The 19,944-nt window shown below is 67.0% G+C and carries 17 protein-coding genes; 10 read left to right on the forward strand and 7 right to left on the reverse strand.

The annotated features are described in order from the left end of the window. Positions 1-150 precede the first annotated feature (150 nt). From AC5RW2_RS29245 to AC5RW2_RS29260, 4 genes are read left to right on the forward strand one after another with little or no spacing between them, the layout of a single operon-like run. A complete protein-coding gene (locus tag AC5RW2_RS29245) occupies positions 151-1,134 on the forward strand; it encodes a 1-phosphofructokinase family hexose kinase (RefSeq protein ID WP_493964249.1) in 984 nt (327 codons plus the stop codon). Next, positions 1,131-1,913 (forward strand): 5'/3'-nucleotidase SurE, encoded by a 783-nt coding sequence (gene surE / locus AC5RW2_RS29250; RefSeq protein WP_493964248.1) that lies wholly within the window; start codon positions 1,131-1,133, stop codon positions 1,911-1,913. The genes AC5RW2_RS29245 and surE overlap by 4 nt, the downstream gene beginning before the upstream one ends. Positions 1,914-1,954: 41 nt before the next feature. Further along, positions 1,955-4,420 (forward strand): molybdopterin oxidoreductase family protein, encoded by a 2,466-nt coding sequence (locus AC5RW2_RS29255; RefSeq protein ID WP_493964247.1) that lies wholly within the window; start codon positions 1,955-1,957, stop codon positions 4,418-4,420. Further along, a complete protein-coding gene (locus tag AC5RW2_RS29260; protein ID WP_493964246.1) occupies positions 4,417-4,899 on the forward strand; it encodes a hypothetical protein in 483 nt (160 codons plus the stop codon). Before AC5RW2_RS29255 ends, AC5RW2_RS29260 begins: the two co-directional genes overlap by 4 nt. Positions 4,900-4,908: 9 nt before the next feature. Here the strand turns inward: AC5RW2_RS29260 and AC5RW2_RS29265 are convergent, their stop codons facing one another. Both AC5RW2_RS29265 and AC5RW2_RS29270 read right to left on the reverse strand, forming a co-directional pair. Then, positions 4,909-6,945: a CocE/NonD family hydrolase gene (locus AC5RW2_RS29265; protein ID WP_493964245.1), complete on the reverse strand. Its 2,037-nt coding sequence runs from the start codon at positions 6,943-6,945 to the stop codon at positions 4,909-4,911. Between the two features lie 164 nt (positions 6,946-7,109). Continuing rightward, positions 7,110-8,399 carry an ATP-grasp domain-containing protein gene (locus AC5RW2_RS29270; RefSeq protein WP_493964244.1) on the reverse strand — a complete coding sequence of 430 codons (1,290 nt, stop codon included), beginning with the start codon at positions 8,397-8,399 and terminating at the stop codon, positions 7,110-7,112. A 23-nt stretch (positions 8,400-8,422) separates the two neighbouring features. Here AC5RW2_RS29270 and AC5RW2_RS29275 point away from each other — a divergent pair, with 23 nt between their 5' ends. Then, entirely contained in the window at positions 8,423-9,121 is a 699-nt protein-coding gene (locus AC5RW2_RS29275) for a flavin reductase family protein (RefSeq protein ID WP_493964243.1), read from the forward strand. A gap of 86 nt (positions 9,122-9,207) precedes the next feature. Here AC5RW2_RS29275 and AC5RW2_RS29280 read toward each other — a convergent pair whose 3' ends face one another. The 3 genes from AC5RW2_RS29280 to AC5RW2_RS29290 form a co-directional block, all read right to left on the reverse strand. Beyond that, positions 9,208-9,675: a GatB/YqeY domain-containing protein gene (locus AC5RW2_RS29280; protein ID WP_493964242.1), complete on the reverse strand. Its 468-nt coding sequence runs from the start codon at positions 9,673-9,675 to the stop codon at positions 9,208-9,210. A 54-nt stretch (positions 9,676-9,729) separates the two neighbouring features. After that, positions 9,730-10,464 carry a glutamine amidotransferase gene (locus tag AC5RW2_RS29285; RefSeq protein ID WP_493964241.1) on the reverse strand — a complete coding sequence of 245 codons (735 nt, stop codon included), beginning with the start codon at positions 10,462-10,464 and terminating at the stop codon, positions 9,730-9,732. A 133-nt stretch (positions 10,465-10,597) separates the two neighbouring features. Next, the gene (locus AC5RW2_RS29290) at positions 10,598-11,677 is read right to left on the reverse strand and encodes a CHAD domain-containing protein (protein ID WP_493964240.1); all 1,080 of its coding nucleotides are present in this window, start codon (positions 11,675-11,677) and stop codon (positions 10,598-10,600) included. A 79-nt stretch (positions 11,678-11,756) separates the two neighbouring features. On the opposite strand from AC5RW2_RS29290, the gene ftsY reads away from it, so the two are divergent. Next, entirely contained in the window at positions 11,757-12,977 is a 1,221-nt protein-coding gene (ftsY, locus tag AC5RW2_RS29295) for a signal recognition particle-docking protein FtsY (protein ID WP_493950017.1), read from the forward strand. A 99-nt stretch (positions 12,978-13,076) separates the two neighbouring features. Here ftsY and AC5RW2_RS29300 read toward each other — a convergent pair whose 3' ends face one another. Continuing rightward, the gene (locus tag AC5RW2_RS29300; RefSeq protein ID WP_493964239.1) at positions 13,077-13,874 is read right to left on the reverse strand and encodes a hypothetical protein; all 798 of its coding nucleotides are present in this window, start codon (positions 13,872-13,874) and stop codon (positions 13,077-13,079) included. Between the two features lie 50 nt (positions 13,875-13,924). Further along, positions 13,925-15,172, reverse strand: coding sequence for an MFS transporter (locus tag AC5RW2_RS29305; protein WP_493964337.1), 1,248 nt, complete (start codon positions 15,170-15,172; stop codon positions 13,925-13,927). 339 nt (positions 15,173-15,511) lie between these two features. On the opposite strand from AC5RW2_RS29305, the gene AC5RW2_RS29310 reads away from it, so the two are divergent. The 4 genes from AC5RW2_RS29310 to AC5RW2_RS29325 all read left to right on the forward strand — a co-directional run bounded on the left by AC5RW2_RS29310 (position 15,512) and on the right by AC5RW2_RS29325 (position 19,937). Further along, the gene (locus tag AC5RW2_RS29310) at positions 15,512-16,831 is read left to right on the forward strand and encodes an ammonium transporter (protein WP_493964238.1); all 1,320 of its coding nucleotides are present in this window, start codon (positions 15,512-15,514) and stop codon (positions 16,829-16,831) included. Then, positions 16,828-17,166 (forward strand): P-II family nitrogen regulator, encoded by a 339-nt coding sequence (locus AC5RW2_RS29315; RefSeq protein WP_414961419.1) that lies wholly within the window; start codon positions 16,828-16,830, stop codon positions 17,164-17,166. The genes AC5RW2_RS29310 and AC5RW2_RS29315 overlap by 4 nt, the downstream gene beginning before the upstream one ends. A gap of 391 nt (positions 17,167-17,557) precedes the next feature. Then, on the forward strand, positions 17,558-19,408 hold the full coding sequence (locus tag AC5RW2_RS29320; protein WP_494074810.1) for an HNH endonuclease signature motif containing protein: 1,851 nt from the start codon (positions 17,558-17,560) through the stop codon (positions 19,406-19,408). Positions 19,409-19,616: 208 nt separating this feature from the next. Beyond that, on the forward strand, positions 19,617-19,937 hold the full coding sequence (locus tag AC5RW2_RS29325; protein WP_493949423.1) for a hypothetical protein: 321 nt from the start codon (positions 19,617-19,619) through the stop codon (positions 19,935-19,937). Positions 19,938-19,944 lie beyond the last annotated feature (7 nt).

Here is a 19,944-nt window from a genome sequence, read left to right on the forward strand (position 1 = left end):
GTCCGCCCATTGTCCGGCTGGCTCAGCCGCGTTAGTGTCGAAACTAAGACCACTGTTGATACCGGGCAGCGGCGTTGCCATGCTGACTGCCCGAGCAAAGGAGGCAGGCATGACGATAAGCCGGACAAGCTGCTTGGGGCGAGGTGTTCAATGGGTTCAGTAGTTATTTTCGCGCCGTCGCCCGGACTGACCGTAACGGTGGAGGATGTTGACGGCCGCCCGGATATCCATCTGCACGCCGGCGGGCAAGGGGTCTGGCAGGCTCGGATGCTGACCGGGCTTGGTGCGTCCGTCACCATGTGCGCCGTCTTCTCCGGTGAAACCGGCAGCGTAATCCGGCACCTGATCGAGGACGAAGGCGTCGAGGTGATTCCTATCGAGGGGCAGGGCAGCAGCGGGGCTTACATCCACGACCGGCGGGCCGGCGAACGGGAACTGGTGGCGGAGAACCCGGGCGAAAAGCTGACCCGGCATGATCTGGATGAACTCTACGGGCAGACCCTGAAGGCGGGAATGGAAGCCGGCACCGCCATCCTCAGCGGGGCGGTCCGCGAAGACGCCGTCCCGTCCGACGTCTACCGGAGACTCGCTGCCGATCTGTGCACCGCGGGCTGCCGGGTGCTCACGGATTTGACCGGAGACCGGCTCACCGCGGCGCTCGCCGGCGGCGTCACCGTGGCCAAGATTGCCGACGACGAACTCACCGACAGCGGCCGTGCCTCTTCGGACGAGCCGGAGGCGATCATCGAAGCGATGCACGCCATGCACGCTGAAGGTGCCGACACGGTGATTGTCACTCGGGCGCACAAGCCGTCGCTGATGCTGCACGAAGGCGCGATCAGTGAGATCCGCGTGCCCGAGATGCAAAGTGTGGACACCCACGGCGCAGGGGACTCGCTGACCGCTGGAGTCGCTGCCACGCTGGCCGACGGCGGGACCATGCATGAGGCGGTGGTGCTGGGCACTGCCGCCGGCGCGCTGAACGTCACCCGCCATGGCCTCGGCACCGGCGAGCAGGGCGCCATCCGCAACCTGACCAAGCTGGTGACGGTCTCGGCCTACCGTGCCGACGAGCCGACCGCGGCCCAGCAAGCCAGCCCGGACGAACTGGCCCGAATGGTGTGGAAACAATGAAGACGCCGAAGATGGTCCTGATCACCAATGACGACGGCATCGACTCCCCGGGGCTGCATGCCTTGGCCGCCGGAGCCTTGGAGGCCGGGCTGAACGTCACCATCGCGGCCCCGGTCACGGAGGCCAGCGGCAGCAGCGCGTCCATTACGGCCTGGGAAGACGAGGGCCGCATCCGGGTTGAGCAGCGCACGCTGGAAGGGCTCGAGTCCGTGCCGGCCTTCGCCGTGCACGGCACCCCCGGTTTCATCTCGATGATCGCCACGCACGGGGCCTTTGGCGAGCGGCCGGACCTGGTGCTCTCCGGTGTGAACCGTGGGGCGAATGTGGGCCGGGTGATCCTGCATTCGGGCACCGTCGGCGCCGCGCTGACCGCCGGGGTGAACGGCGGACGCGGCATGGCGGTCTCGCTGGACACCGGGCTGAACCCGGAGCAGCTGAACTGGGACACCGCGGCCCGGTTGGCCACCGGGTTGCTGCCGTACCTGATGGACCAGCGGGTCGGCACCGTCTTGAACCTGAACGTGCCGAACGTCGACGGATCCGCGCTGCCCGAATTCCGGACCGCCACCCTGGCTGAGTTCGGCATTGTCCAAACCACGGTGGCCGAACGGGGCGAAGACCATCTCCGGCTGGCCATCGCGGACAGCCAGGAGCTGGCCCCGCCGGAGAGCGACTTCGCACTGCTGGCGGCCGGCTTCGCCACGGTCACCGGGATCCTGCCGGTCACCGAAAGCCACTTGCCGGACCTCTCTGCCGTTGCGGAAAGGCGTCGTACCTGAAAAATCCAGTTCCCTGACAACGCGGAGCAATCGGAGGCATCATGAGCCGCATCGACCGGATCGCCGAACCATGGGGGACACGGACCCCGTATGCCGCGGGGCAGGACTGGCCGGTGCGGGTGGACATGTACCTGCAGGACGGGCTACAGCCCGAGGACGTGGACCGGTGGGTGCAGACCGCCTCCATCCTGCACTCGAACGGAGACGCGCTGGACATTGCGGTCAAGGATGGCCGGATGGCCGGCGTGCGCGGACGGGCCACGGACCGGGTCAACCACGGGCGGCTGGGGCCCAAGGACCTTTACGGCTGGCAGGCGAACGGGTCACCGGACCGGTTGACCAAACCGCTCATCCGGGAAAACGGCCAGCTGGTCGAAACCGACTGGGACACCGCGATGGACCGGGTGGTGGGCCGGACCAAGGAACTGCTGGAGGAACAGGGCGCCAGCGCGATCGGCTTCTACACCACGGGCCAGCTGTTTGCCGAGGAGTACTACACGCTGGGCCTGGTGGCCCACGGCGGGCTGGGGACCAGCCATGTGGACGGCAACACCCGCCTGTGTACAGCAACGGCCGCGGCGGCCCTGAAGGCGTCGTTTGGCTGCGACGGCCAGCCCGGTTCCTACACCGATATCGACCACGCGGACGTCATCGCCCTCTACGGGCACAACATGGCGGAGACCCAGGTGGTGCTCTGGTCCCGGGTGCTGGACCGGCTGGCCGGACCCAACCCGCCGAAAATCGTCTGCATCGATCCGCGCTCGACGCCGGTGGCGCAGGCCGCGACCGTCCATCTGGCGCCGCGGCCGGGCACCAACGTGGCGCTGATGAACGGCCTGCTGCACGAGATCATCGCCAACGATTGGGTAGACCACGAGTACGTCAAGGCCCATGCGGTGGGCTACGAGGAGCTGGAGCAGCGGGTGAAGGACTACCCGCCGGAGCTGGCCGCGGACATCTGCGACGTGCCGGCGGAGAAGATCCGCGAAGCCGCCCGGATCATCGGCGAGGCCGAGCGGCTGTTTTCCACGGTGCTCCAAGGCTTCTACCAGTCCAACCAGGCCACCGCCGCGGCCGTTCAGGTCAACAACATCAACATCCTCCGCGGGATGCTGGGCAAGCCCGGCTGCGGCATCCTGCAGATGAACGGCCAGCCCACCGCGCAGAACACCCGCGAATGCGGCGCCGACGGCGACTTCCCGGCCTTCCGCAACTGGTCCAATGACGCCCACGTCAAGGACCTGGCCCGGGTGTGGAACGTGGACCCGATGGCGATCCCGCACATGTCGCCGCCCACGCACGTGATGCAGATGATGCGGTACGTGGAGGACGGGTCCATCCGGATGCTCTGGGTCAGCGGCACCAATCCGGCCGTGTCGCTGCCCGAACTGCGGCGCATCCGCTCGATCCTGGACCAGGAACGGTTGTTCCTGGTGGTGCAGGACATTTTCCTCTCCGAAACCGCGCAGTTGGCCGACGTCGTGCTCCCTGCTGCGACGTGGGGCGAGAAGACGGGCACCTTTACCAACGTTGACCGGACAGTCCACCTCTCGGAGAAGGCAGTGGATCCGCCGGGGGAGGCCAAAGCCGACCTGAACATCTTTCTGGACTACGCCCGGCGGCTGGATCTGCGCGACAAGGACGGCGGGCCGCTGGTGAAGTGGCACGACCCGGAATCGGCCTTCGAAGCGTGGAAGGAGTGTACGCGCGGCCGGCCGTGCGACTACACCGGCATGACCTACCAGAAGCTGCGCGGCGCTTCGGGTATCCAGTGGCCGTGCAACGAGGAGAACCCGGACGGCACCGAGCGGATCTATGCCGACGGTAAGTTCTGGAGCGCGCCGGACTACTGCGAAAGCTACGGCCGGGACCTGCTCACCGGCGCCCCGCTGGAGCCGGACGAGTACAAGGCGCTGAACCCGGACGGCAAGGCGCTGCTCAAAGCCGCCGACTATCTGCCGCCGCACGAGCTGCCCAGCCAAGACTTCCCGCTGCAGCTGATCACCGGACGCACGCTCTACCACTTCCATACCCGCACCAAGACCGGCCGGGCTCCGCAACTGCAGGCGGCGGCCCCCGAGGTCTGGGTGGAAATGTCTCCGGCCGACGCGGCAGCCTACGGCATCGCCGAAGGAGACCTCGCCGAAGTGACGACGCCGCGGGGCTCCGTGCAGGCCCAGGTGCGGATCAGCGGCATCAGGGACGGCGTGCTCTTCCTGCCCTTCCACTACGGCTACTGGGACACGGACGGCGGCCATGAGCCCGACGGCGCCGGCCGTGCGGCCAACGAACTGACCATCACCGACTGGGACGCCGCGTCCAAACAGCCCATCTACAAGACCGCCGCGGCCCGGCTGGAGAAAATCGGTTCCGGCGAAGGGCCGGCGCCTGCGCCCACCAACACCGCCTCCGCGCCGGTGCGGCCGATCGGCCGGCAAAGCGCCGGAGGCCCCAGCGCGGGCGTCGACGAACAGTTGCAAACGACCCCAGCGGGAGGACTGTCATGAAAATCGGCCTGGTACTGGAAGAGCTGCACCGGTCCGAAAACGATCTGGCGCACGAGCTCCTGCAGGTCTCCGAACGGCACAAGGTGGACCATGAGGTCTACCACCTCGGCCGCGACCTGGCCCGCTGGTCCCAGCAGCACGTGCGGGAGATCGCCGACATCGGCCGGCAGTACGGGCTGGACCTGGACCCGGACCCCAAGGACGAGGGCGCCTGGGCCGAACGGATGCGGGAAAAGGGCAGCGAACTGCTGGGACGCCGCGGCGACGTCGCCTTGCTGTTGCTGCGCGACCTGCGGGAGGTCTACCTAAAAGCCTCCGGGGTCTCCGCCGACTGGGAGATGCTGGCCCAGGCGGCCCAGGGCATCAAGCACCCTGATCTGCTGGCGGTGGCGCAGAAGTGCCACCCCGAGACGGTGCGCCAGATGCACTGGGCCAACGCGAAGCTCAAGGAGTCCTCGACGCAGATCCTGATCAGCTAACGCGGCGGGTCAGACCAGCTGCCGGGGGATGCTGCGCTGCCAGTTCTGCGAGTAGACGCGCGGATTGCCGTTGTCCTCGTCCAGCTCGTACGCATCCAGCTGCGCGTTCACCACAAAATCCGTCGGGGTGGAGGTCAGCACCGTCCTGGTCTGCACCTCGATCCGCCAGTCGCCGCGTTCGTAGCGGCGGATGGTCTGGGTTTCGCCGCGGACCGAATTCACGTCGTTCCCGCGGGAGCTGTACCACTCGTTGCTCACCCGCCGGATGTCCGTGCCGGTTTCGTCGATCCGGAAACTGCCCTGGTCATTGATGATTTCCACCGTTGACGTGCCTGTCTCCAGATCGCGAATGGTCCGCCAGTGGTGGTTGCCCGGGTTCAGCAGCGTGGTCGCCAGCTCGGGGGCCGCTTCCGGTTCCGCGAAGGGACGCAGTTCGCCGTCGTCGGCACGGGGCTTGCGCACCGGGATGTCCAAGGTGCCGCCGGAGAAGATAGTGACCGTGGCCGGTTCCGGGGCCGGCCACACCAGCGGCCAGTACGACGTCGAGACCGACAGCCGCAGCCGGTGGCCGGCCGGGAACGACTGCGCCAGGCCATTGAGCGGGATCTCGATCCGGTAGCGCTCGCCGGGTTCAAGCGGCTGCGGTTGCTCGCTGCCGTCGCGGTGCGTCAGATTGAGCAGGCCGTAGGTGACCCGTGTCGCCTCCCCGTTCGGCGCCACGTCGGAGAGCCGCACCACCAACTGGGCCACGGGCTTGTCCGAGGCGACCTCAAACGCGGCAACCGGCCGGCCGAAGACTTCAAGATCGCCCTCCAGCGGTTCCGTCTCGTAGACCAGCGAGCCGCCGTCCTCTTCGCGCTGGTCAGAGGGCAGATCGGGCAGCGCCGCGTAGGACGCCCACTTGCCGGCGAACATGCCAACGCTCAGCGGCGAAAGCAGGTCGACGCCGCCGCCCGGCTCTACCGGCGAGCCTTCCGGGAACAAGCCGTAACGGCCCAGCTGCCAGCGTTGGTTCTCGATGTTCGGCGACGGCCAGGACGGTTCGGCAACCCAGTGGCCGGGACGGTCCTGATAGGACGGTTCGGGGGAGACCGCGTCCTGCATCCAGGCCCGGACCATCGGCTCTTCCATCATGCCGGTGTCCTTGTCCTTCAGCCAGTGGTCCCACCAGCGCACCGCTTCCTGCAGGAAGCCGATGGCCGGGCCGGGCACGCCCAAATGCGGGTACTTATGCCCCCAGGGGCCGATCAATCCCTGGCGCGGCACGTCCAGATTCTCCATCAGGCGGAAAATGGCGTTCGTGTAGCCGTCCGCCCAGCCGCCCACCGCCATGACCGGGATCTTCACCTGCGAGTAGTCCTCGCAGACCGACGCCGGCTTCCAATAGTCGCCGCGGGTCTGGTTCTCCAGCCAGGTCTCCAGCCAGAGGCCGCTGCCGGAGAGCCGCTCGTGCCACATCTCGCGCCATCTCTCGCCGACGATTTCCGGGTCCGGCGGCAGGCTGTTGAACGCGAACATAACGGTGGCCTCGGAGAGGTTGTCCGCCAACAGGCAGCCGCCCATGTAGTGCATGTTGTCCACATAGAGGTCGTCGGTGGCCGAGGCGCTGATGATCGCCTTCAGGGCCGGAGGCTGGCGGGCGGCCATCTGCAGGCTGTTGAATCCGCCCCAGGAGATGCCCATCATCCCCACCTTGCCGTCGCACCACGGCTGGTCGGCCAGCCAGGCAATCACGTCTTCGGCGTCCTCATGTTCCTGCGGCCGGTATTCATCCGTCATCACGCCGTCGGAATCGCCGCTGCCGCGCATGTCCACCCGGACGCTCACGTAGCCGTGGCCGGCCATGTAGGGATGGTTCAGCTGGTCGCGGCCGCGGGAGTTGTCCCGCTTGCGGTACGGGATGTATTCCAGGATGGCCGGCACCGGAAGCTGCTCGGCACCCTCCGGCATCCAGATTCGCGCCGCCAGCCGGGCGCCGTCGCGCATGGGAATGAAGACGTTTTCGATGGCACGGACTTTATGCGGAAGGTTCTCGATGGTTTTCATGCAGTGCTCAGTGCTCCTTTCGGCGGCGGTGTGCACCGGAAGTTGTTTGCCCCGGGTGTGTCTGCACCGGAAATTGTCTGCACCGGGTGCAGCGCGTGTGCCGGGCCGCGTGGCTGCGGCCCGGCACAGGCGGCTTGGCACGGGCGGCGGGGCTAGGCAGCGGGCTAGGCCGCGGGGACGGGCTCGAACTTGAACGGCAGCAGGTCGACAGCTGCGTTGTAGCGCTCCACCAGTTGGTCCCGGTCATCGGCGCCCAAATATAGGATGCCGACGACGTAGCGGTAGCTGTCCTGGTTGGGCAGTTCGGACAACCGATCGCCCACCTGCACCTGCAGGGTGAAATTGGCGTGCGGGATCTGCTTGGCCAGCCGGGCTATGTCCAGCTCGCCCGGGACGCTAGTGACGATCGCGTCTTCGTCGTGGAAGACCATGCACTGGGAGGCGACCGCGAATTCACCCTTGCGGTGCGGCATGGACGGTTCGACGCCCTGCGCAATGTCGATGGCCACCTCGTGGTTGGATACCCCGTCCACCTTGGCGAAGAGATCGCTGTGCGACTGGGAAATGCGGGTGTTCACCTCGATCAGCCAGAGCTGGTCCTCGGCTTGGTCCCACATGAATTCGGCGTTGAAGCAGCCGTTGTCGAAACCAACATGCCGCAGATACCGCTCGGCCAGCTCGATCATGCGCTGCTGAACCGTCTCCGGGACGCTGTTCGCCGGGTAGTCCAGCCGTTCGAAGCTCGTGCCGGCGGCGTCCTTGTGCATGTCAAAGACCCCGTGGGCGTTGTACGAGCCGCGGAACATGGTTCCTTCCGGGGCCGCCTGGGTTCCGGAAACAAACTGTTCGGCCAGGCATGTGTTGCCGCCGGCGTTCTGCAATTCGGGCGCCAGGTCCACCATCTTCAGGACCTCGTTGAAGGCATCGCCGACCTGCTCGATCTCCGCCCGGATCTGCCCGATGGCGTCGGCGAAGTCTTCTGCGCTGCGGATCTCGAAGCCGAGGTTGGACGAGTGCGCCTTCACCGGCTTAACCCAGAAGGGGAACGGAATGTCGATCTGCTGCAAGGCGTCGTCGTCGAAAGGATCAAAGGAGGCAAACTGCGGAACCACTTCAGGGATGGATGCCTGCTGCTCCAGCCGGCTCCAATACTTGTGCTCGCACTTGAGCACGCTCTCCAGCGTCGGCGCGGCGATGCCGTATTCCTTGGCGAGGATGGGGCCGATGACGCTGGTGGGGAAGTCCCAGTGGGAGACGATCGCGTCCACACTGCCGTCGAAGTCCCGCAACTGCTGCCGCGCGGCCTCCAGCAAGCCGTGGAAATCGATGTCCTGCGCGCCGACCAATCGGTCGTAGTCCAGCAGGCTGTGGAAAGTGTAGTTTTCGGCTCCGCGGACAGTTTGCAGTTCACCTGCCTGGAAATCTGTCAGTCCCAGAACAAATACGTTCTTCAAATTAATGCCTCCCGTTGTTGGTGGTGACCCTCATCAACCAGTGCAAGGCGCACGGCTATGGAGGATCGGTTGGTCGGGTGGGATATTTCGACCCAACCACGCCCCAGATGGACCGTCAAGGCACCAACCGGGCCGGAGGGGCGGGTGCGGACGAGACAGCCGCCGCCGTCGAGAGGGTCAGGCCGGGCCGCTGTGATGTACGGCATGATGGGGACATGGCGCAGAAACAGGCACCGTCAGAGCAGCCCATGAGCGACTTCGCGAAGGGCTTTGATTATCCGATGTACGTGGTCACCGCGGTGGGCGGCGGCGGCGAGCGTTCCGGCTGCCTGGTCGGCTTCGCCACCCAGTGCAGCCTGAAGCCTGCTCTGTTCCTGGTCTGCATCTCGAAGCAGAACCACACCCATCCCGTGGCGTTGGATGCCGGTGTCCTTGCGGTGCATGTGCTGGCGCGGAGCCAGCGGGCGCTCGCAGAACTCTTCGGTGAAACCACCGGTGACGAGGTGGACAAGTTCACCCGCTGCGACTGGGAGCCAGGCCCGGAGGACGTTCCGCTGTTGGCGGACGCAGCGCGCGTTATGGTCGGGCGTGTCGTGAAAAAGGTCGATATGGGTGATCACACCGGTTTCCTGTTGTCCCCGCTTCAGACGCGCGGGGGCGACATCACCGACCTTCTGTCCTTCAGCGACGTCAAGGATCTCGACGCCGGCCATCCCGCCTGACGCCGCTCACCCCGCCTAACCGCCGCTCATCCCGCCTAAGGGGCAAAGGCGGCTTTGAGGGGGGCGGCGCTTTACCTTGCGGCGGGTTACTGCTGGGCCAGCCGCGCGCGGACCATCTCGCTGACCGCCTTGCCGTCGTAGCGGCCGGCAACCTTCTCGGTGACTGGCTTCATCACCGCTCCCATCTGCCGCATGGACAGTTCCACGCCGTCGGCCTTGAGGCCGGCGATGGTGCTGTCCACGATCTCCGCCACCTCGGATTCGCTCAACGGCTTGGGCAGGTAGGCCTCGATGATTTCCGCTTCCGCACTCTCCGCAGCGGCCCGCTCCGCTTCGCCGGCCTCGGTGTAGATACGCGCCGTATCGCGGCGTTTGGCCGCTTCCTTCTGCAGCAGGGCGGTGGTCTGGGCATCGTCCAGCTCCACCGGGGTCTTGCCCGACTTTTCCTTGGTGGCGATCTCGCCCAGCACGTTGCGGACGGTGGTCAGCGCCGTCTTGTTCCCGGCCTTCATATGGACGACGACGTCGGCCTGCAGTTGCTCTTTTAAACTCACGTCAATTCCTCGCTTCGGTGTGGTGCTGGTCGGTTAGGTAATCAGATGGTGGCATCAGGTGGTGGCGTAGCGGGCGACGAAGTTGCGCAGTATTCGCTGCGGGACCGACACCGTTTTGTTGCGCACCTGCTTCATCACGGTCTCCGCTTCACCCGGCGGAAAGTAGCCGGCGTCCCGGTAGATCCAGATCCGGGTCAGCAGGCCTTCGGTATCCAGTTCTGCGTGGAACTGGGTGGCATAGAGGTTGTCCTGGAGCCGGAACATTTGATACGGGCAATGCTCGGATTCGGCCAGGTGGACGGCGCCCGCGGGCAACATGGAACAGGCTTCCTTGTGGCCCACGAACGCGCTGAATTCCCGCGGCAGACCGGTGAGCAGGGGATCGGCGGCGCCGTCGTCGGTCAGCACAATCTGGGCTGCGCCAATCGGCTCGCCGTATTGCCGGTCCACCACTCCACCGCCGTGCCGGCCCAGCGTGCCCACGCCGTAGCAGGCTCCGAGGAACGGAAAATCGCGGGCGACGACGGTGTCCAGCAGTTGCTCCAGCTCGGCTTCCACCCGCAGCTGGGCGGGCGACTTGGTCGCGTCATCATCGCTGGATGTGAACGGGCTGCCGCCCAGGATGATGCCGCTGTAGTCGTCCAGATCGATGGCCGGCATCGGCCCGGCTTCCAGCCGAATCCGGCGCAGATGGTCCGGCTCCAGACCGGCAAACCGGACGAAGGCCGCGTATTCCTCATCGGCTGCGGTGTCGTCGGCACGCGTGGCCAGCAGCAGGAACGGCTTCATGCGTTGATCGTACAGTCGCCGCGCCGCCCGCCGGTACGTCGGTCGGGCCCGGGACGCCTGTCGTGGGAGCGCTTGGTGCGGGGATTCCTAGGCCGCGGGCCGTAGTTGCCGCCGCCCGCATCCGCCCCGGCCGTTAGGCCGGCTTCCACGGTTTGCCCCAGCTCTTCGGTTTGGCCGAGGGAAAGCGAGGCCACAGCATGCGGAAGCGTGACACTGCCTCCTGGGCAGCGGCTTGTTCGAGGGCATCAAGCCGGCCGTAAAGGAAGGTATCTACCCCGTCGTAGGCGGCCTTGGCCGCCACCCGGCGCAGCAGTTGCCGTGCCACCACGGCATCCTGGTGTTCACCCAACACGCTCTGGACTTCGTGCGCGGCCTCGGCCAAAGCAACGGCGTCGACGGGGGAGAGCACGGCGGCCGCTTCGGCGGCATAGCGCAGCCGCTTGGCCCGTTTCCGAGCCCCATGCAGCGCTTCCTCGGCCTGTTCCGTGCACTCCGGGGCGGCGAGGGCGGAGTTGGCTGCTGCCCGCAAACGCTTGAACTGCCGGCCAATCAGCCGGGGCACCGCCTCCCGGGCGGGTTCTGCGGCCAGTGGTGCCAGCTGCGGGTGGTCCAGCCAGTCCTCGACGTCGGCCACCAGCCGCCGGTAGCGCTCGCCGTCGAGGGCCAGCACCACCTGCCGGTGTCCGGCGTCCAGCCATTCCACCAACTCGGTGCTCAGGCGGCGGACGGCAGGTGCAGTGCCGGGAGCGCCCGGCAGCAGGCCCTGGGCCTCTGTGTGGGGCTGGTCCTCCAAGGCAACAGCCAGCAACCGCCCCAGGCGTTCGGTCTGCACCTCGGCATCCCTGGCGAAAGCCAGCTCGCCGGCGAGCCACTTCAGCTCGGCCTGCAGCCGGTCCGGCGGCGGGTCCAGCAGTTTGCGGTAGGCCTGCAAAACCGAGCGCATCCGGCGGGTCGCGGTGCGCATCTGGTGCACGGCGTCGGGGGCGTTACGCCGGGCGGGTTCGGCCAGTTCGGCAAGTTGACGAAAATGTCCGCGGACCGCATGCAGCAGCATGTCGGCGGCCGGGCCTTTGAGATCAGGCTCGGCGCCCGGCGGCAGAGGCGATGCGCCGCGCTCGTGATCGGCCGGTGCGGACTTGGGACCGGCCGGCGCGGACTTGGGACCGGACGGTGCGGTCTTCGGGCCGCGTTCCTCACCGCAGTTGGTGGACATGCCCGCAGTGTACCGCCGAGGGCAAACGGCCTCCGGTGCAGCGGCACGGCGGGTAGTGGCGGCCGGTAGGCTAGACCCCGTGGACGCAACCCTGATCATTATTTACGTAGTCATCGCCATCGCCGTCATCGGCCTGGTGGCAACGCTGTTGCTGCGCGGGCGCAGGACTCCGCCGGGCACCTACACCACCACCCGGGACGCCAACGACCCGGCCACACCGCCGGCCGGGGGCGGTACCGACACGCTGGAAGCGCCCCGCGGACCGACAGCCACCGCGCCACCGATCGGGGTGCCGACCGAAGAAGAACCGCTGCCGGCCGGCGTCGAGATTCCGGAGGATGCCGCAGCGCTGGAGACCATTCCGGTGGAGACGCCGGCGCCGGTGCAGGGCCGTCTGGCCAGGTTGCGCGCCCGGCTGGTCAAGTCCAACAACGCGCTGGGCAAGGGACTGCTGGCCCTGCTCGCGAGCGACAAAATCGACGACGACGTCTGGGACGAAATCGAAGAGACCCTGCTGCTGGCCGATCTCGGCACGGAGCCGACGCTGGAGTTGGTGGATGCGCTCAAGGAGCGGGTGAAGGTGGAGGGCAGCCGGAATCCGGAGCAGGTCAAGGCCATGCTGCGCGAGGAGCTGGTCAAGCTGGTGGATCCGTCGATGGACCGATCGCTGGCCGTGATGCGCCACGCCGACCGCCCCGCCGTGATGATGGTGGTGGGCGTCAACGGCGTCGGCAAGACCACCACCGTGGGCAAGCTGGCCCGCGTGCTGGTGGCCGAGGACAAGGACGTGATCCTGGGCGCCGCGGACACCTTCCGTGCGGCCGCGGCCGAGCAGTTGGCCACCTGGGGCTCGCGCGTGGGCGTTCCCACGGTGAAGTCCGACGTCGATGGCGCGGACCCAGCCTCCGTCGCCTTTGAAGCGGTCAAGGCCGGCATCGAGCAGGAAGTCGATGTGGTCATGGTGGACACCGCCGGCCGCCTGCAGAACAAGGTCGGTCTGATGGACGAGCTCGGCAAGGTCAAGCGCGTGATCGAAAAGCAGGCGACGGTCGACGAAGTCTTGCTGGTGCTGGACGCTACCACCGGCCAGAACGGGCTGAACCAGGCCAAGGTCTTCGCCGAGGTCGTGAACATCACCGGCATCGTGCTGACCAAGCTCGACGGCACCGCCAAGGGCGGCATCGTCGTCGCCATCCAGCGCAGCCTGGGCGTGCCGGTGAAGCTGGTGGGCCTGGGTGAAGGCGCCGACGACCTGGCCCCGTTCGAAGCCGAAGACTTCGTGGACGCGCTGCTGAACTAATAAGCCGCGTGCCTATCAAGGGGACGGCACGCTTTAAGGCACAGCACGCTGCACGACGGCGATCCCTCCTACCGGACATCCGGCAGGAGGGATTCCTGTTTAAGCCGCGGTCGAGCGCAGATTGAGCCGACGCTTCGGTGACTGCGCGCCGGGTTCGGACGGCAGGACCGGAGCGCGCAGGGCAACCAGCAGACCCCAGAACAACGCGGCGATCGCCAACCACTGTACGTCCACGCTGCCGTCGGTCTCCGGACCGAGCAGCCAACTGATGCCGAGCGAAACATAGCTGAAGCTCAGCGCGGTGCGCAGCAGCTGACGTGCCTCGGGCCAGAGGGCATGCAGCAAACTCGCCGCGGCCAGTGTCAGGCCGAGGGCGCCCTGGACCGGCCAGTGATCAATGCCCATGGTCCAGTGCTCCGGCGCCGATCCGGTGGTGCGGGAAACAGCGAGGGCGTACCAGGCATAGGCCACCCAGAACGGCAACGCCAGCACGGCGAGCACCAGCAACGGCCAGTCCAGTGATGGCCAGGGCTTCTCGAACCGCTTGCCGGCGCGCCGGGCGGACCACCACAGGCCCACGGACATGATGCCGAGCACCGCCGCCATCACCACCGGCCCGAAGCTCAAGCCGAACAAGGCAGCAAAGAGAAGCGCCGCCGTCGTCAGCCAGAGCAGGGCGAGGACCGGCCGGATGTCCTGCGGCCGGAACGCCGCCCAGCCGAATGGCAAGGCCACCGCGAACACTGTGAGGACACCCCAGCTGGTCTCGAGCGCCGCAACCTCGGCGAAGTAGGAATCCTCCACGAACATGGTCGACAAATCGATCAGCCCGAAGCCGGGCAGCACGGCCCAGAACGGCACGGCCAGCACCGCGAAAATACGTCCCCCAACCGTCATGGCTCAGAGAATAGCGGTGGACATGGTCCTTGGCTACGGTGCTGCGCGGGTCAGTCCGCCGCGGGTTCCTTGACCGGCTTCGTCAGCGTTTCGCGGCCGAACACCAGCCAGAGCAGCGCGGCGGCCAGCATGACCGCACCGGTGGCCCCGAAGGCCCAGGCGTAGTTGAGCCGGTCGGCCAGCATGCCGGCAAGGACCGGGCCGACGATGGCACCTGCGTCGGTGCCCATCTGGAAGACGGCCAGCACCTTGCCGCCGCTGCGGTCACTGCCGATGACGTCCCCGACGGCAGCCTGCTGTGCCGGGCCCAGCAGCCCGGACCCGAAGCCGGCAATAACCGAGGCCGCTACGAATACCGGCACGGAATCGGTGAAGCCGATGGCTGCGATGGCAAGTCCGGCGAGGGTGAGCCCGGCGACCACCAGCGGACGGCGGCCGGCGGTGTCCGCCAGTCGGCCGGAAAAGGTCAGCGCCAGCGCGTTGCCGACCGCGAAGACGGCCAACGCCAGGCCGGCGGTCGCCGCGCCCGCACCCAGCACGGCGGCGGCAAAGAGCGGAATCAGCGCCATCCGCACCCCGAAGGTGGCCCAGCCATTGGCGAATGCAGAGACGACGGCGGCGCGATAGCCCGGATCCGACAGCGCCTCGCGTAGATCCATCGCCGCCGGCACCGGTGCGTCGTCGGCGGTCTTGGGCGCCGGTTTCTTCAGCAAGGCGGCGACGACGGCGGCCGCCACGAGCAGGGCCAGGGCATAGACCACGAAGGGCATCCGGAGCCCGAATCCGGCCAGCAGGCCACCGACCACCGGCCCCAGGATGCCGCCCATCAGGAAGGTGCCCGCGTAGAGACTGGAGACCCGGCCGCGGCCGTTCGGCGGGGCCAGCCGCAGGATCAGCGCCATGGCTGACACCGTGAACATGGTGGAGCCCAGGCCGCCCAGACCACGGAAGATCAACAGCTGCCAATAGTCCTGCGCCAACGCACAGGCGCCGGTTGAAGCGGCCACAATCAGCAACCCGGTGAGGTAGACCCGGCGTTCGCCCCAGCGGCCAACCAGCGCGCCACCGGCCGGCGCGAACACCAGCCGGGCGAGGGCAAACACACTCACGATCACGCTGGAGGCCGCCACACCGACGTCGAAACTTGCGGCGAACTGCGGCAGCACCGGCGCCACTAAACCGTAACCGAGCGCGATCACGAAAGCCGCCGCAACCAAGACCTTGATGTCGCGCGGCAGCGGTGTCTGCGCCTCCTTGTCCTGACGTTGCAGGCCGGGCAGGCGAATACGGCGCTCCATGCGGCGGGAAACTGGCATGTCATTAAGCCTAGCCCGGCGTGATCGGAGTCCTTGTGGGGTTGCTGGGACAGCAGGCCGCGCCGCCCGGAGGGGCGGGCACCGCCATCGTGCGCTGCTGGCGCCGCGCCCGGAGGTAACACACTGCCTCGGAGGGCGAGCACCGCCGTCGTGCGCTGCCTGCCCCGTAACACTGCCGAAACATGCCCGACAAGCCGGTTTTACCTGGGCGGGACTCTTGTAACGCGGCCGCAATGAAGCTTCCTGCTCGCCGAAACACGCCGTCGGCAGGCTTGAGGCAGCGGCGGGAAGCTACCTGCCGAAGGACGAGAGGACGTGAAGATGGATCTGTCAGCAGGTCACGTCTGGGTAATGATTTCGGCAGCCTTGGTGCTGCTCATGACGCCGGGATTGGCGTTCTTCTATGGCGGCATGACGCGGGCCAAATCCGCCCTGAACATGATGATGATGAGCTTTTCCGCCATTGCGCTGGTGGCGGTGGTCTGGGTGCTGTGGGGTTACTCCATGAGCAGCGGCGAGGGAGTGGCCCAACTTTTCGGCAATCCGTTCGCGGCCTTCGGCCTCGAGTCGCTGCTCAACAGCGAAGACTTGATTGGTGCAGGCTACGGCGCGACGTTCGCGATCATCACCGTGGCGCTCATCTCCGGGGCCATCGCCGACCGGGCAAAGTTCGGCGCGTGGGTGGTCTTCGTACCGATCTGGGTCACGCTGGTTTACTGCCCGCTGGCCTTCATGGTCTGGGGCGGGGGACTGCTGGGCGCTGACGGGGTTATCGGGGCCTGGGCCGGAGAGGCGATCGACTTCGCCGGCGGCACCGTGGTGCACATCAACGCGGGCGTGGCCGGCCTGATCCTTGCCCTGATCTTGGGCAAGCGCAAGGGCTTCGGCAAGGACCCGGCCCAGCGCCCGCACAATATTCCGCTGGTGATGCTTGGCGCCGCCCTGCTGTGGTTCGGCTGGTTCGGCTTCAACGGCGGTGCGGCTGCAACGACCGAGGAAGCCGGCCTGATCTGGGTCAACACGATGGCCACTCCGGCCGCCGCGATGCTGGGCTGGCTGGTGATCGAGCGTGTTCGCGACGGCCGCCCCACTTCCCTGGGCGCAGCATCCGGCGTAGTTGCAGGTTTGGTGGCCATCACACCTGCCTGCGCCAACGTTTCCCCGCTGGGCGCCATCGGTCTGGGCCTGGTAGCGGGCGTGCTGGCCGCGCTGGCAGTCGGGCTGAAGTACCGGTTCGGCTACGACGACTCGCTGGATGTGGTGGGCGTTCACCTGGTGGCGGGCCTGGTCGGCACACTGGCGCTTGGCTTCATCGCCTTGCCGGTTGAGGGTGTGGGCGGCGGACTCTTCTACGGCGGCGGTGTCGCCCAGCTGTGGGCACAGACCGTGGCGGCGGCGGTATCCGTGGTGTTCTGCGCGGTGCTCACCGTTTTGATCGGTCTGGCGATCCACAAGACCATCGGCTTCCGGGTGACGGAAGAGCAAGAGGTCACCGGCGTGGACCTGACCCAGCACGCGGAATCCGCCTACGAGTTCGGCGGTCTGGGCACCGGCGGCACATTCATCCCGCACCCGGCTACCGACCGCAGCGCCCATAACGCGGGCATCGGATCCGCCATCAAGGAAGAGGTCAACGCATGAAACTGGTCACCGCGATCATCCGGCCGCAAAAGCTCGACGCCATCCGCAACAGTCTGGAAAGCTATGGCGTCCAGGGGCTGACCATCAGCCAGGCAAGCGGATACGGCCGGCAGCGCGGCCACACCGAGGTTTACCGCGGCGCGGAATACACTGTGGACCTGCTGCCCAAGATCCGTATCGAAGTCCTGGTTTCCGACGAACAGGCAGACGACATCGTTGATGTCCTCGTCGCCACGGCCAATACCGGCCATGCCGGCGACGGCAAGGTCTGGCTGGTAGATGTCCAAGAAGCTGTGCGGGTGCGCACCGGCGAACGTGGTGAGGCGGCCCTTTAGACTGCACATTCTCTGGCAGATCCGAGGCCCGGTTGCCTTGGCCGCCCCTCTGGCGGCCAGGCAGCCGGGTCTTGCTGTGTGCAGCCCCCGCTTGTTGAAGTTGTTAGCCAGATCACCTTGCTGGGGTTCCCGGCCAGATCACCTTGCTGGGGTTGCCAGCCAGAACACCTTTGCTGGGGTGCCAGCCAGAACACCTTTGCTGGGGTCGCCGGCCAGAACCCGCGACGACTCGCTGTGGACTCGACCTACACAGGCGGGTCTTGTCCTACACAGGGGGTGATTAGTCCTCCACAGCGTCGGCTTGTCCTCCACAGGTACGTGGCCGCCGGCTTTTATGCACATAGGTCGAACACTCGTTCTACCCCGAGCTTGCACTGCATAGCGTTGAAGTATGGCAGCGGAACCGTTGGACGAGGCACAGGAGCCGGAGGACATCTCCGGCTCCGGTGACGTCTCGTCCCCGGACTCCGCAATAACTCCTTTTCCAGAACCCGGCGCAGGCTCCTCTCGCGAAGCGTCCATCGGCGCTTCCAGCGAAAGCGCCGATGACCGGCTAACCGAATCCGACGCCACTAACGGGTTTACCGCCACCGATGGGCTTGCCGCTCCCGACGGGCTTACCGCCTCTGACGGCACGCCTGACGTGCTTGCCGCTGCCGACGGGCTTACCGCCTCTGACGGCACGCCTGACGTGCTTGCCGCTGCCGACGTCACCACCGGCGCAAAGGAAACGCCTTCAGCACTTGATGCTGGAGCCGATGCTATAGATCAGGAGAATGTTGCTGAAGGTAAGACGCCGGCGGCGCGGGAGTTGTGGGAGGAGGATTGGCGGGAGCTGGAACCGGCGGAACTGGCCGGGCTGCTCGCCGGCACCGACCCCGGCAGCCTGGATGACTGGTCCGTGCTCGAATACCTCAAGGCGGTGCGCAAGCACGAGGCCTGGACCCAGTCCCGCCGCACCCGCGCCATCCACCGGATGGCCGTGCTCCGGCCCGCCACCGGCACCGATGCCGGCGCGCCGGACGGGATCAGCCGGCACGCCGCCCAGGAACTCGCCCCCATCCTCGCCGTGCCCGGCAAACAGGCCGCCGCGGAACTGGCCGACGCGCACCAGATCGGCACCCACCTGCCCGCCACCCTCGCCGCCCTCGACGACGGCGCGATCGACCTGCCCCGCGCCGCCGCGATCGCCCGCAAAGGCGCCGACCTGCCCCCGGATACCCTGGCCGAGTTCGAGAACGCGGTGCTGCCCGGTGCCGGGGCCATCACCCTCGAATCCGTCCACGCCCGCGCCCGCTCCGCCCGCGACCGGCTGCACCCCGAACCCCTCGAGACCCGGCACCGGGCCGCAATGGAACGGCGCACCGTCCAATACCTGCCGCAGGACGACGGCATGGCCGAACTCTACATCCGCACCTCCGCGGACAAAGCCCTGCTCGCTTACAACCTGATGCAGGCCCATGCCAGGAAACTGCAAACCGCCGGGGAGACCCGCACCCTCGGCCAACTCCGCGCCGACGTCTTCACCGACATGCTCCTGCGCTACCCCGACCACGCCTACCAACCCGCCACCGCAGCACCGGCCACAGAACCAGCCGCAACCGGCCCGGCAGCGTCCGGATCGCCCGGCCAGGGCTCCTGCACCTGCGCCGGCGCGAACACCACCGCCTCCGTCGCCGTCACCGCCCCGCTGCCCACCCTGCTCCGGCTGGCCGAAGACCCCGGCGAACTCACCGGCTACGGACCCATCCCGCCGGAGATGACCCGCAACCTCACCGCGCTGGCCAAAACATGGCTGATCGTACTCACCGACGACTACGGCCACGCCATCGCCGCGGCCAAAGACCTGCGCACCCCGCCCGATTGGCTCAAACGCCTCGTCCGGCTCCGCGACCGGCACTGCCGAGAATTCGGCTGCACCGTCCCCGCCGACCAATGCGAGATCGACCACACCATCGCCTGGGAAGACGGCGGCAAAACAGTCCCCGAAAACCTCAACGCCCGCTGCAAACCCGGCCACAAAACCAAACACCACGGCGGCGGCACCCTCACCCAAGACACCGACGGCACCCTGCACTTCACCACCCGCTCCGGACACACCCACACCACCACCCCGGACGAAGGCTGGGCCCTCACCTACCCCACACCAAAAGACGACGCCGAGCCCCCAGCTAGGGCCGAGCCTTCAAGCGGAGAGGGACAGGACGCACCACCAGGCGACGAGACCCCTCCGCCTTTCTAAGAGACGGATTCAAATTTATGCAGGAAAGAGACCGACAGTGAGCAGGAACAACCAGCCAAAGCCGACCGTCGACGATGTGCTCCGCGATTTCTTCGCACAGCAGCGTCAATCCCGTCCAATCCGGGAAGATCGGTCCCTCAGACTTGAGTCGCATCTACGAAGGTGCCTAGACACCTGCGGGCCGGCCTACCTATCCGAGGAGTGGTGGTTGATCCTGCAGGTTGAACAGTGCTTCGAGCCACAGGACGCGTTCGCGAGGCTCCTGCCCGCAGACTTTCTGCTGCCGCCGATGCACGATTTCTTGTCGCCAGAGTGGCTGTTCGATCATGGTACTGACCGGTTGGTTCAGGTGAATCACAGCTACCGCTTGGTCTCCTGGTTATGCAGCAGCGGCCTCGTCAATCTCCGTGAACTGCGGCCCAGCATCGTCCGGTTCCTGGTCAGGCATGAGGAACTAGCCGTCCGCAAGGCACCGGAAGCTCCGCTCCAGCCGGCTGATGCCCTGATCACGCGCGAAGACCTCCCCTAGGCAATAG

This window comes from Arthrobacter sp. B0316-1-20 (genome assembly GCF_059091865.1).